Here is a 14,832-nt window from a genome sequence, read left to right as displayed (position 1 = left end):
ATTATTCACCAACCTTTTCTATAGCATCAAATGGACAAACTTGCTTACATATTTCACAACCATTACACATGCTTTCATCTATTTCCACTACACCATTTTGGAATTTCAATGCTGGACATCCTGTTTTTAAGCACATTTTACACTTCTTACATTTCTCTACATCAACTTTACACTTTAAGTTAGCTCTTTTCTTTAATACGTCTTTTATCAAAGCACAAGGTTGTTTTGTAATAATTACAAAAGGTTCTGTGCTATCATGAGCTTCTTTTACAGCCTTTGAAGTTTCTTCTATTTTATATGGATCTACTACCTTTATATTTTCCTTTTTAATACCACATGCAAGGACTAAAGCTTCAATATCTACCATTGGAGCTTCTCTATTTTGAAGGGTTCTACCTGTTCCTGGATTTTCTTGGTGCCCTGTCATTCCTGTGATTCTGTTATCAAGAATTACAGTTACTATCGGTGTATTGTTATAAACACTTTCAATTAATCCAGTTACTCCTGAATGGAAGAACGTTGAATCTCCAATAAATGCAAATACCTTTTTATCTTCTCTATTAGCTACTATACTAGCTCTTTCCATTCCTACACCAGCTGATATAGAAGCACCCATGCAAATTACAGTGTCAGTTACACTAAGTGGTGCATTCATACCAAGAGTATAGCATCCAATATCTCCAGAAGCTATTACATCCTTATATTTTGATACTGCATAGAATATTCCTCTGTGAGGACATCCTGGACATAGCACTGGTGGTCTAGAAGGTGGATTAGTATCTGCTGTATAAGTTATTTTATTTTCTTCTCCTAAAATACCTCTTCTAATAATGGCTGGATTTAGTTCTTCACATATAGGAATAACTTCCTTACCTATGCAGCTAATTCCTAAAGCTTTAACTGAATTTTCTAAGTATGGATCATTCTCTTCTACTACATATAATTTTTCTACCTTAGATGCAAACTCTTTAATCATTTCATCTGGTAATGGGTAAGAGAAACCTATCTTTAGGTATGATGCATTATCTCCAAAAACTTCTCTACAATATTCATAAGAAATACCACTAGTAATTATACCTATCTTTGTATTGCCCATTTCCATTCTATTAAGCTTTGTAGTATTAGAATATTGTCTTAGCTTCTCTAATCTCTCTTCTACTTCATAGTGTTTAATTTTTGAATGACCTGGAGTCATTATATATTTTTTAATATTTTTTTCATATGGCTTCACTTCTACAGCTTGTTTATCTCCAACCTCTACTACTGTTTTAGAGTGTGAAATTCTAGTTGTAACTCTAAATAAAACTAATGTATCAAATTTTTCACTTATTTCATATGCTTCCTTCATATAGTCAATGCATTCTTGTGAATTTGATGGTTCAACCATTGCAACCTTAGCATGAGGAGCATAAAATCTGTTATCTTGCTCATTTTGAGAAGAGTGCATTCCTGGATCATCAGCAGTTACAACTACAAAACCTCCGTTAACTCCTTCATATGCCATAGTAAATAATGGGTCAGCAGCCACATTAAGTCCTACATGCTTCATTGTAGTAAGCACTCTTGCTCCTCCAATAGATGCACCTGATGCTACTTCAAAACCAACCTTTTCATTTGGTGCCCATTCTGCATATACACCTTCATATAATGCAAAGTTCTCTAATATTTCTGTACTAGGTGTTCCTGGATAAGCTGATGCTACATGACATCCAGCTTCATAGGCACCTCTAGCGATGGCTTCATTACCAGTCATTATAACCTTTTTCATATTCACATTCCCCCATTACAATTTATCTTTTAATAATTAATTAACTATCCTACTTCAATTATTCCCCAATAATTGTTTACCCTAAAATACTACCTAATGCTATTGAATAAAGCTTGGATTTTGCACTATCTGCTCTAGAAACCAATACTACGGGGCATTTTGCACCTACAATTACTCCAGCACTTTCAGCACCAGCAAAATAAGTCATAGACTTTCCTAGGAAGTTTCCAGCTTCAATATTAGGTACAAGAAGTATATCCACTTCTCCTGCTACATCACTTACAATTCCTTTGTGGTGAGCCGCTTCCTTAGATATAGCGTTATCAAGTCCCAGTGGACCATCTATTATACAACCTTTAATTTGTCCTCTCTTATTCATTGCTGAAAGAGCTGCTGCATCTAAAGTTGCCTGCATTGATGGATTAATTACTTCTACAGCACAAATTGGTGCTACCTTTGGCATATCTATCTCTAGTGCTTTTGCCACTGTTACTGCATTCTTTAATATTCCTATTTTATCTTTTAATTCTGGATATGGCACCATTCCTCCATCGGTAAGAAGTAACAGCTTATCATAAGACTTTACATCATACACCATTACATGAGATAGTAAATTATTTGTTCTTAGATTTGCTTCCTTATTAAGTACAGCTCTTAATAAATCTGAAGTCCCAAGTAATCCTTTCATTACATAATTAGCCTCGCCCTTTGTAACCAATTCCACAGCCTTTGCTGCAGCCTTAGTTATGTCACACTCATTAATTATTCTTACTCTAGATAAGTCTATATTAGAATCTTTTGCTATAATTTTAATTTTCTCTTCATTTCCAACTAATATAGCATTTATGATACCCATGTCCACTGCCTTTATCACTGCTTCTAGAACAACATTGTCTTGTGCTACTGCTACTGCCATAGTTTTCTTTTCTTTTTTCTTTGCTAATTCTAACAATTCTTCTAAACTTTTAACCATATTTTCACTCCTTATGTATAGGTTTACTAAAAAATTGAAATAAGTAGTAGATATCCAACACTTTTTTTATAATATTTTATATTTTCTTACTTTTAAGTATAATGTGTAATCCTTTCTGAGTCAATTTTAACTGCTAAAGTGTAATAGTGTATTTTTTATTTAAAATTAACAAAAATAGATATCTTAAATTATACAATTTAAGATATCTATTAAAAATTTTTATTACTTTAAAAAACTTTACTTATTCGATTATTTTCTTTGGAATATAATTCTCTTATCTATACTATCTACATCTTTACATCCCGTAAGTACCATAGCAGATTTCAACTCTCCCTTTAATCCATGAACATAAGTTTTTACACCATCTCTTTTACCACCAAAGGATGCAGTTACAAAAGGCCTTCCTATTAATACAGCATCTGCACCAAGGGCTAAGAATTTAAGTACATCTACTCCTGTTCTTACTCCTCCATCAGCTAAAATCTTAACTTTACCCTTTACTGCTTTTGCTATATCTTCAAGAACATCTGCTACACCTGGAGTTTCATCTAAAACTCTACCTCCATGGTTAGAAACTACTATAGCATCTACACCTGATTCTACTGCAAGTAATGCTTCATCTACTGTCATAATTCCCTTTAGTATAAATGGAAGTTTAGTACTGTTAACTAATTCCTTTATCTCCTTTACTCCTTTAGGCATTACTGGCTTCCCATGAAGAGCTAAAGTTATAAGTCCACAGGCATCTATATCCACGCCTACGGCAAATGCTCCTGACTCCTCAGCTAATTTTATCTTTTCAATTATATTTTTATTTTCCCATGGTTTTATAAATACAATACCTTCACCATTAAACTCCTTTAACACTTTTAAATTAGTTGTTAAAAATGTATCTACTGCTGTATCTCCTACCATTGGGTATATACCTGCATCTAAAGTACCTCCAATAACCCAAGAAATATACTCTTCTTCAGAATACTTTCCACCCATGTTAAGAGTAGTTCCTGAAACTGGAGCTGCAAAAACTGGTATATCTAACTTCTTACCAAAAATCTCAATAGCTGTATCTGGATCCTTAGCATCGTGAATTACGCGCATATTAAGCTTATATCCTTCAAGAGCTCTAATGTTTTCTGTAAATGCATTTCCAGTACCTTTTCCACCCATACCTGGGACTTCTCCTGCACAAACAACTCCATTGCATACATTACATACTTTACAGCTATTATTTAAATTAACTCTAGCTTCTTTTCTAACATCACTATAATTCATAAAATCCCCACCTAACTATAAAACTAAATATTATTTTCCTCAAAGAATTTATCCAATTCATCTTCAGTATAAATCTTTATATTATTTCTAATTAAAATCTCTGCAGTTACTCCATTACCTGTTTTTTTACCACCTGAAAAAGTACCATCATATATAATTCCTTTTCCACATGATGGACTCCTTGCCTTTAAAATAGCTGTATCAATTTTTAACTCTCTAGCTATATTTAATGTTTCCTCTGCACCTTTAATAAATTCACCAGTTACATCATCACTTACATCTCTTCCTAAAACCCTACATTTTCCATCTAAGACCATAGCACCATCACCATTTACAATCTCATGAGCTTCTCTAGGAGTCGCCTGTCCTCCAAGTTGCTCTGGACATACTGGTATAGCCTTCCCTTGTCTTAAAAGTTCAAGAATTTTTTCATTTAAATTATTGTTACCGTCATATTTGCAGTTAATACCACAAAGACATCCACTTACCAAAATCATTTCGTCGACCCCTATACTCTAGTATTACTTTAACTCAACCACAGTAACTCCTGTTCCACCTTCTCCATAATTACCAAGTCTATAGCTTTTAACATGGGGATGATGTTTTAATAAATCAGTTATAGAACTCTTAAGTACTCCTGTTCCTTTACCATGAATTACTGTAACTTCGCCGAGACCACCAAGATAAGCTTCATCTAAATACTTATCTGTGGTATAAATAGCCTCCTCGGAATCCATACCCCTTAAGTCTACTGAAGATGATACTGCTTTTAGATTAAGCTTAGCTTCTCTTCTTTGAACCTTAGCTTTTTTCTTATCTTCACTAGACACTTTTCCCTTCCTTAAATCCTTAAGCTTTACAGAGATTTTCATTATTCCAGCTTGAACTTGAACTTCTCCCTTATTATCCACCTCGGATACTACTATAACATTCTGATTTAAAGATGGAAGATATACCTCCTGTCCTTGAGTTACAGAAGTTAATCCTTCTCCCTTAGGCTCATCTTTTTTACTTAATTTTTCTTCCATGTTATCAAGAGAATCCTTTATCTTCTTTCTTTCATTCTCTATTTTAGTTCTAGCTTCTGAAGAATAGCCTAACCTTTCAAGTTCTCTTATATTTTTAACAATGGAATCAGCTTCTTCCTTAGCAGCTTTTATAAGCTCTTTAGCTTCTCGTTGTGCTTCATAGATAGCTTTTTCTCTAACATTTTCGAACTTATATAACTTTTCTTCATATTTATTTTTTAGTTTTTCTGCTTCTGCTTTTAAACCTTCTGCCTTCCTAGCATCATTTTCTGCTTTAATGCTCTTTTGTTGAAGATTTTGTATTAACTCTTCAAACTTTAAGCTCTCTGTGGAAATATTTTCTTTAGCACTATTTATAATATACTCTGGAAGACCAAGCCTCCTTGATATTTCAAAGGCATTAGATTTACCTGGCACACCTATAAGCAAATTATAAGTTGGTCTTAAAGTTTCAACATCGAATTCTACAGAGCCATTTTCTACTCCAACAGTTTTTAAAGCATAACCTTTAAGTTCACTATAGTGAGTAGTTGCTATTATTTTTGTATTTCTATCCCTTAAGTTATCCAAAATACTCATAGCAAGAGCTGCACCCTCCGTTGGATCTGTTCCTGAACCAAGCTCATCAAAAAGTGCTAAAGTATTTTCATCTGCTTCATTAATAATATTTACTATATTAGTCATATGAGATGAGAAAGTAGATAAACTTTGTTCTATACTTTGTTCATCACCAATATCAGCAAATATATTTGAGAATACACTAACAGCTGAACCTGCTCTTGCAGGAATCATCATTCCACTCATAGCCATAAGCTCTATTAAACCTACAGTTTTTAGTGTTACAGTTTTACCTCCTGTATTAGGACCTGTAATAACTAAAGAAGTAAACTCTCTACCAAGATAAATAGTGCTTGGTACTACTACCTTTTGGTCTATTAAAGGATGCCTAGCCTCTATTAAATCTATAATTCCTTTATCATTTACCTCTGGACATATACAATTTAATTCATTGGCATATTTAGCTTTTGCAAATATAAAATCTAATTCCCATATAATACTTCCATTATTCTCTATAACATCAATGTTACCTGCAATTTTTAAAGTAAGTTCCTTAAGAATTCTATTTATTTCTGCCTTTTCTTTATTTCTAAGTTCTCTTATTTCATTATTAAGATCTACTAGTCCCATAGGCTCTATAAATAATGTAGCACCTGTACCACTCTGGTCATGGATCAAACCCTTAACCTGTTCTTTATACTCAGATCTTACAGGAAGTACATATCTATCTCCTCTTACAGTATAAAGACTTTCTTGAAGATATTTAGAGTAGGTCCTAACCATGCTATTAACTCTGTCTTTAATGGAAGAACTTTTATCTTTTAGTTTCTTTCTAATTATAAATAAAGTTTCACTAGCTCTATCTGCAATTTCATCCTCTCCAATAATAGCTCTAAAGATTTCATCTTCAATATTCTTAAAGGGAACTATACCTGCTATTATATCTTCCAAAACTCTATAAGTTGTTTCATCGTCCTTACTCTGTACATATTCCTTAAAATTTCTAGAACTTTTAAGCATATTACCAATTCTAAGTAATTCTACTGGCATAAGTGTGGAATTTTTCTTAGCTCTTAAAAGCGCTTCCCTAACATCATATATTCCTTCAAAGGGTGGTGCACTTTTTGTAGTTAATAAAATTAATGCTTCCTTAGTCTCCTCTAAATGCTCTTTGATTTCATAGAGATTGTTATATGGTTTCAGATTATCAATTAAATCTTTCCCCGCTTTTGTAACTGTATACTTTTTTAATATTTCCTTGATTTTATAATACTCAAGTACTTTAAAGGTCTTTTCATTCATTTTTTATCCCCTACTTTCTATTCAATTCCCCTCTTATAATGTCCTTTTGTAGTTTTCCCTAAATCTACATCTTCATCTTTAAATATATATTTCATCACCTTTAAAACCTGATTATAATCTTCATCTATAAAGTCAACTCTATAATTGTTAATATTATTTTTCCTTAATTCCTTAATGAATGGAACTATATTTACAGGTAATGTATTATATATATGGCTTCTACAATATTTATCCGTAGTAACCAGAAACTCTTCATTCATCCTATCTCTTAATACAAACTTATCCTTGTCACATCTGAAATTACAGTTTGAAGTAGAGCTCTTATCACCAAAGGTACTGCCAATTACACAGTATTCACTTACCATAAGTTCATACTTACCATAAACTACTACTTGCACTGGAGTTTTAATATTTTTAGCTATAGAAAACATTTCTTTATTGTTAAGTTCTACACTTAAAGCTGATATATCTGTATACCTATTATAAAAATCATAGCTTTCACTATTTAAAATATTTAACTTATAATCTCCAATTATGTTAAGTCTGTTTTTAAACACATTTATTATACCTAAATTAGCTGTAATTAACCCCTTAATTTTAGAAATATTCTTTTCTATAGCTTCAGTAACTAAATTAAATTCACTTTTTATTATATTAGGAACAATCATATATAAATTTTCATAATCTACTTCTTCTAAATTAAAACCTCCACCCTTTTTAAATAAATCTACTCCTATAGCTGGATCTATATCTGGATTTTCATCTATAAAACTTAATACACTTTTTAATTGTTCTAGAGTTTTAACGCATATTAGATACTCATCATTAAATATATCTTTAGCTTCTTTAGAATTCCTATTAAATTCTTTATAAGCCTTTTCTTCCACATGCCGTTTATCACGAATTTTAATATACTTCATTATATCTTCAATAAGCTCACGTCTTACACTATTTATAGATGATACCCTTAAAAATCCTTCTTCAAAGGTTTCAAATTCAATGTTTTCTAGTTTAAAAGGAGTATCCCCTAACTTATTGAGATTTTTAATTATGGCTTCCTTATCCATAGGCTTATTAGCTGCAACCTCTACATTTTCTCCATAGACTTCAAATTCTTTTTCCTGATAAACCGTAGATAAATAAAATCTTTCTCCTGGAGCAAATCTAACCTTTATAGTTAAGGGTAACTTTACACCATAAATATCTTCATAATTTTTTTGAAGTTTAGTTAAAAGTTCAGTATCTGAAGTTACATATACTTTATCTCCAACCTTATATTTAGTAGGCATAAGCTTCACTTTTTCGCCTTTAGAGGCTTCTTTAACCTTTTCTTTCCCCTTTAAAATATTTGTGATTGTAAATCCACTATTATCAGTTCTAACTCCATCCTGGGCTTTTATATCCTTTTGAAGCTGTATGGTTAAATCTTTTTCAACGGTGCCTAAAAATACACCTGTATTTTTGGGGCAATTATATGCCATCATGTCTCTTCCAATGTTTCCTCTAAGATATGCCTTTGAAAACCCTTCTCTATTAAATAATTGATTTAATATGGCCTTTTTAGGTGCTATCTCAAAACATTTGTTGTGATACACACTATCTATAGCTTCTCTATAGGTAGTTACAACACCACTTACATATTCAGGCTTTTTCATTCTACCTTCTATCTTTAATGATGAAGTCCCACTTTCAATTAAACTTTTAATTTCATCTATAGTACAAGTATCCTTTGGACTTAATAAATACCCTTCTCTATTTTCTCCACTAAATTTTTTTATTATAGTATAAGGTAATCTACAGGGCTGTGCACATCTTCCTCTATTTCCGCTTCTTCCTCCTATGATACTACTCATAAGGCATTGTCCAGAATAACTTATACATAATGCTCCATGGACAAATATTTCTGTTTCTATATCTAAGTCCTTTGAAATATATCTTATTTCATCTAGACTTAACTCCCTTGATAAAACTATTCTTTGAAAGCCCTCATTCTTTAAAAATATAGCCCCTTCTCCATTATGTATAGTCATTTGTGTGGATGCATGAATTTCAAAATCTGGTATAGCTTCTTTTATAATTTTAAATAATCCCATATCTTGAGTTATAATAGCATCTACACCAATTTCATATAGAAACTTCCCATACTCTAAAGCTTCACCTAACTCATCTTCTTTTATCACAGTATTAAAGGCTATATATACTTTAACATTATATAAATGACAATAATTCACTACTTCTATTAATTCTTCTTCATTAAAATTATTTGCATAGGCTCTAGCAGAAAACTTACTCCCGCCCATATATATAGCATCTGCACCACCTTGAACAGCAGCATAGATACTTTCTTTACTTCCACCTGGCGCTAATAATTCTATTTTATCCATATGTTCTCAACTCCTATCAATAAGAAATGTCTTTATTCTATATTAAAAAAGTCATACTTATTTTATTAGTACTTATTTTTTACTTCTCATGGATTATTATATCACAATTCTCTTTGTTACAAACTGTAAAAAATAATAGGAGCTAATACCTTTTTATTGGTTAGCCCCTATACATCTTAATTCATCAATTTTAAATATCCCTCATATATGCCTTCTAACATATTCTTCAAGTTATAATTATATCTTATATATTCTTTTAGTTTATTATTTTTTCTTTCTGCCCTACTTTTCTCTACTGCTAATTTTATACTATTATGATTATAAGGATCACAATATATTGCCATATCCTTAAAATATTCCTTTGAAGCCCCTTCCTCCGTAACCACTATGTTACATCCATAAGCTGCTGCCTTAAGGGATGATAAACTTGTAACTTCTGAAAAACTAGCTAATACGTGAGCACTAGAAAAGGTGTATGCATTATACAAATCATAGTCATTCATAAATCCTAAATAATGTGTAGTCGGATAAGCTAAACATTCTTTTAAGTAACGCTCCTCTGATGCCGTTCCAACTAAAACTAAGTCTACTCCTATTTCATTACATATCTTACTTAATTCTAATTGGTTTTTCACTTCACAAATTCTTCCTACACACAATATATAATTATCTAAATTATATCTCTCCTTAAAATTATATAACGGAACCTCATCATAATTTATATCTACTCCATTATAAACAACTTTAATATCTCCCTTTGTAGTGAAATCCTTGGTTATTAAAGACTTTTCGTATATACTATTGCAAAATATGATTTTACTCTTCTTCAAAATTAATTCCTTATAAGCTTTGCAATTATTCCATAGATTTTTTCGTTCCATATTATTACTATATTCGAAAAACTTCTCCATATTAAAATACATCGGTGATACTACTATACTACATTTACTATTACTAGCCAATTTAAAATGTTTATAAGCATCAAATATATTTTTAATATCAAATAGATGTACTATATCATAATCATCATAATTAGCCTCCTCATTGGCTCCACATATATCTACATTAACCCCTTTCTCTTTTAAAAAAGTGTATATTTTAAATATTATAGTAGTATCTCCTGAACTTAAATTTATATAATTACTTCTAGCACATAGCAAAACTTTCATGTATAATCCCCCTAAGAATTATGGTTTTACCTAATACCTATGCCCATAAAATTTTAATTATCACAATATTAAAGAATAAAATTATATTTAATTCATAAATATAGCTAATTATCCTAAAATAAAAAATAGGCGATAATATATAAATATAATATTATCACCTAAACTTTTACTTTTTTCTTACATTAACTTGTCCATTTTTCATAAGCTGAAGGTTTTTATCCTCAATCTCATGACTAAGTTGCTCTAGCTGTCTTACTCTAGCTATTTGGTCATATCTTAAATTATTATTTTCAGATAGAAGCTTTTTATTAAAGGTCATTTGTTTTTTATTATCCTTTTTTAACTCTTGAACAACTTGATCCATAAGTTCTAATTGCTCTTTAAGATATGTAACCTCATCCTTTAGCTTTCCTATCTCTTCATCTTTATCCGAAGTGTTAACTTTTCTTAAGTCTTCATTTTCTTTTTTTGCAGCCTGTAAATCTCTTTTTAGTCCTTCTACTTCGGAAATAAGATTTTTTTGTTCCTTTGCAATCATTTTATAATTTTCATTTGCCCTTTCGCAGGCCTCTTTATTTTTAAAAACCTCATCTCCTAAATTAATTGCTGCAAGAATAGTAGCATCAGGACGACTTATTTTAGAATTCTTAAACATTAGACTATTTATTTTATTATCTACATATTGAGCAACCATTTGTAGATACTCATCATTTTCTTCTCCTCTAAGGTTATATTCCATTCCATTTATCTTAACTGTTATAATGCTCACATAAACACCCTCTTAATTATAAATTTACATCTGCATAAACTTATAATCATTTTAACATATATTAGCTATTTATTAAATAAGGTATTTAATAAATATTCCAAATACTTGTCAACAATATGTTTCATAAAACTTAATTAAATATAAATATAATATATTATGGTACATATTTTATAATTATATTGTAAAATTTTACCATATTATCAAGCCACAGTTTTTATAAAAATTATTCTTTTCTAACTACCAAAGTATTGCAAATAAAAAATGTTACACAACTATTTCTTTATATTAGTTATGTAACATTCTTCTTATTTACCCTCTATAATCATTCCATCAGTAATAGTAATAATTCTATCTGCCATTTGTGCTATACTACTATCGTGAGTAATCATGATTAGTGTTTGATTATACTTTTCTATGGTTGATTTTAGTAGTTGCAATACTTCTTTACTATTTTTACTGTCTAAATTTCCTGTAGGTTCATCTGCAAATATTATGGACGGTTTATTAGCTAGTGCTCTAGCAATGGATACCCTTTGCTGCTGCCCTCCAGATAGTTCACCTGGAAGATGTTTTCTTCTTTCTTTTATATCAAGAACATCCATAATTTCATCAATATACCCTTCATCTACCTTTTTACCATCCATTAATACTGGAAGTTTTATATTTTCCTCTGCTGAAAGTATAGGAATTAAATTAAAAGCTTGAAATATAAATCCTACGTTCTGTCTTCTATATCTAGATAACTCATTTTCACTTAACTCATAAATATCTTGTTCATTAATAAATACCTTTCCTGCTGAAGGCTTATCTAATCCTGCAAGAAGATGTAGTAATGTACTTTTTCCAGAGCCACTAGGTCCTACTATGGCTACAAATTCTCCTTCTTTAATCTCTAAATCCGTAGGTTTTAACGCCTTTACTGCAGTTTCATTCATTCCATAGGTTTTAGCTAGACCACTGGTTATTAACATACTCATATTAATTCCTCCATTACTCTTCTACTCTACATCCCTAATACTCTCAACAATACTTGATTTAAATAATATTTTTGACGGTAATATAGATGATAGTAGTGTGATTATGATTGTAATTATTATAATTATAGTCATTTGGCCTATTGGTATATGCCAGCTTATAATCTGACCTAGCCAAAGCTCTGAATTTTTAGTTATAATTGCTGAAATTCCCAAAGTTAGCAGTACTGAAATTGCAGAAGATACTATTCCATAAATGGCCCCTTCCCACATTATGATCTTCTTCACCTGCTTTCCACTAAGGCCCATAGCTCTTAGGAATCCAAACTCTTTCTTCCTCATAATTGCGCTCATATTCATGATATTAATAAGATTTATTATGCTTACTATGGCTACAACAATAACTATACTGTACATGGCAAATATAATTTGAGCATTATTTACCTTTACTTTTTCTAGTTCTTCTCTGTAAGATAATAATGTAGCTCCCTTATCACCATCTACAACTGCTCTTAACTCTTCTTCAACTTCTTCATAGTCATATCCCTCCTTAACATTCCCTTCCCAATATTGATATTTAGTCATTTCCATATGTTTCTTCATGGCAGAGTCAGGTAGAATTATTGCTGATGAGTGTACTGTTGTGCTTGGAGTACCTAAAGGTAATCCTTTTATTGCATCTTCACTAACTATAGCTCCAACTTTAAACTCTGGATAAGTTCCACCTAAAAATTCTCCATTATCATTTAACTTAGTAAATGAAGGTTGTACAACATCTCCCACAGATAAATTAGTGTAGTTCAATCCATCTATATTTTGTACAAGAATTAATATATCTTCATTTTTCATCTTGTCTATATCTATCTCACCAGCAATGACATTTTTCTTTAAAGCTTCTAACTCCTCATCACTACGTCCTAAAATTGTAACTTCTATTAAATATCTATCCCTAGATATACACTGTGATATATACTGTACAGACTTTCCTAATTCTTCATAGGTTCTTAATCCTTCTTCTGTATAATTTTCTTTTTCAATATCCATAGTTGTGCCTCTTCTCTTAAGCTTTAAGGTTACATCCAATCCTTCCACAGAAGAAACCTTTTCTAGCGATAATCCACTTTTAGAATCAACTTTAAAATCTACCTTGAAGCTATCTTTAAAGATTGCCACAGGATTTGTAGAACCTACCACATAATTTACTGTCATAAACATGGTTATAGTTATAATTAAAGATAAACATGTAGATAAAAATCTTTTTTTATTTCTAATTATATTTATAAACGCCAAATTGATTTCAAAAGATACCTTTTTTAAAATAGATTTATCTAAGCTTCCTCTCATATTACTACTCTTTAAACTAGTATTTGCTCCTCCAGTTATAGCCTCTGTGGGTGATATAACCGAAGCTTTTCTAGCTGGAAAATAAGTTCCTATAAATGCAGTTAAAAGTCCCACTACAATTGCTACTAAGATAATTTTAGTATCCATTGTTCTCACTGTACCTAAATTCTCTATTCCAGTGACTATTTTTATAATATACCTAGTTATCCAGTTTCCTAATAAAATTCCTATAGGAATAAATACAATTGTTATAAGCATACCCTCAATTAAAATCATGGCTTTTATTTTCCATGGAGGACATCCCATTGCCCTAAGCATACCAAATTCTTTAGTTCTCTCTGATACACTAACATTAAATATGTTATAAACTATTACACTAGAAATTACTATTAATATTAATGAAACAAAAAACATTATATTATCATATTTTTCATATTCACTTTTTAATTGTAACTTAGGTTCGTTAGCAAAAAATCCTCCGGTAGAATATCTTGATTCAGTTAACTTTTTTACAGCATCCTCAACAGAGTAAGATGGCTTTATCATTATATATCCGTCAGCTTCTACACTTTGCATAGTAAGCTTTTTCTCTTTTAATATCTTTTCTCCAAATTCAGGTGTAATATATGCATTCCCTTCCTTTGGATAGAACCAGTTTCTATAGGTAAAATCATAAGTCCCTGTAAGTACGAACTCTGTTTCACCCTTCTCATAATAAAATTCTGTACCTCTGCCTCTGTGAACTATGGTATAAGGAATGGTTATCTTATCTCCTATTTCATACTTTTTAGGAAACAAATCTAAAATCCACTTTTCTATAGCTATTTCATTATCCTTTTCTGGATATCTACCTTCTATCAATTCTAGATTTAATATATCTGTAGCATTTTCTTTAAATGCCGAAATTTGAAGACTATTATCTGTATTCGGCACATCATATCTGCCAATTGGCCAAACCGTAGTAACTTCTTTTACAACCTCTTCTTTTGCAACTCTATCAAAATCCACATAACCTAAAGTTCCTAAATAGATATCATGTATTCCTCCTGAATCATCCTTCATCTTCTGATATAGCGATTCCTTTAAAGCTTCTGATATAGTGCCTAATGATACTATTAGTGCCATAGATACTATAATACCTAAAGCTACAAAGATAATTCTTTTTTTCCCCTTTTTAATATAACGTGGAATAATCCCCCAAAAACTTTTCATATTTCACCTCCAAAATAAGAAAATAAATCTTTTAATATTAATATATAAAAGATTTATTTCCCTAAATTAAAATATTATT

General features: G+C 30.8%; 10 protein-coding genes. All 10 read right to left on the bottom strand.

What is annotated here, in order from left to right; all coding sequences use genetic code 11:
- Window position 1: 1 nt before the first annotated feature.
- Entirely contained in the window at window positions 2-1,768 is a 1,767-nt protein-coding gene (gene iorA / locus B3B03_RS15515) for an indolepyruvate ferredoxin oxidoreductase subunit alpha (RefSeq protein WP_346848609.1), read from the bottom strand.
- Window positions 1,769-1,844: 76 nt separating this feature from the next.
- Window positions 1,845-2,741: a phosphate butyryltransferase gene (locus B3B03_RS15510; RefSeq protein WP_346877770.1), complete on the bottom strand. Its 897-nt coding sequence runs from the start codon at window positions 2,739-2,741 to the stop codon at window positions 1,845-1,847.
- A gap of 249 nt (window positions 2,742-2,990) precedes the next feature.
- Window positions 2,991-4,013: an alpha-hydroxy-acid oxidizing protein gene (locus B3B03_RS15505; protein ID WP_346877769.1), complete on the bottom strand. Its 1,023-nt coding sequence runs from the start codon at window positions 4,011-4,013 to the stop codon at window positions 2,991-2,993.
- A 23-nt stretch (window positions 4,014-4,036) separates the two neighbouring features.
- Window positions 4,037-4,510, bottom strand: a complete 474-nt coding sequence (locus B3B03_RS15500) for a DUF523 domain-containing protein (protein WP_346877768.1) — start codon at window positions 4,508-4,510, stop codon at window positions 4,037-4,039.
- Between the two features lie 24 nt (window positions 4,511-4,534).
- On the bottom strand, window positions 4,535-6,901 hold the full coding sequence (locus tag B3B03_RS15495; protein ID WP_346848605.1) for an endonuclease MutS2: 2,367 nt from the start codon (window positions 6,899-6,901) through the stop codon (window positions 4,535-4,537).
- 17 nt (window positions 6,902-6,918) lie between these two features.
- Window positions 6,919-9,285 (bottom strand): U32 family peptidase, encoded by a 2,367-nt coding sequence (locus B3B03_RS15490; protein WP_346848604.1) that lies wholly within the window; start codon window positions 9,283-9,285, stop codon window positions 6,919-6,921.
- Window positions 9,286-9,461: 176 nt separating this feature from the next.
- A complete protein-coding gene (locus tag B3B03_RS15485) occupies window positions 9,462-10,454 on the bottom strand; it encodes a glycosyltransferase (protein WP_346848603.1) in 993 nt (330 codons plus the stop codon).
- A 166-nt stretch (window positions 10,455-10,620) separates the two neighbouring features.
- Window positions 10,621-11,223: a cell division protein ZapA gene (locus B3B03_RS15480; protein WP_346848602.1), complete on the bottom strand. Its 603-nt coding sequence runs from the start codon at window positions 11,221-11,223 to the stop codon at window positions 10,621-10,623.
- Window positions 11,224-11,528: 305 nt separating this feature from the next.
- Window positions 11,529-12,200 carry an ABC transporter ATP-binding protein gene (locus B3B03_RS15475; protein ID WP_346877767.1) on the bottom strand — a complete coding sequence of 224 codons (672 nt, stop codon included), beginning with the start codon at window positions 12,198-12,200 and terminating at the stop codon, window positions 11,529-11,531.
- A 21-nt stretch (window positions 12,201-12,221) separates the two neighbouring features.
- Complete coding sequence (locus B3B03_RS15470) at window positions 12,222-14,753, bottom strand: ABC transporter permease (RefSeq protein ID WP_346848600.1); 2,532 nt, start codon at window positions 14,751-14,753, stop codon at window positions 12,222-12,224.
- Window positions 14,754-14,832: the final 79 nt, after the last annotated feature.

The organism is Clostridium sp. UBA5712, from assembly GCF_002419845.1.
Taxonomy (GTDB): domain Bacteria; phylum Bacillota; class Clostridia; order Clostridiales; family Clostridiaceae; genus Clostridium_J; species Clostridium_J sulfidigenes.
This window is presented reverse-complemented; position numbering and strand designations above follow the sequence as displayed.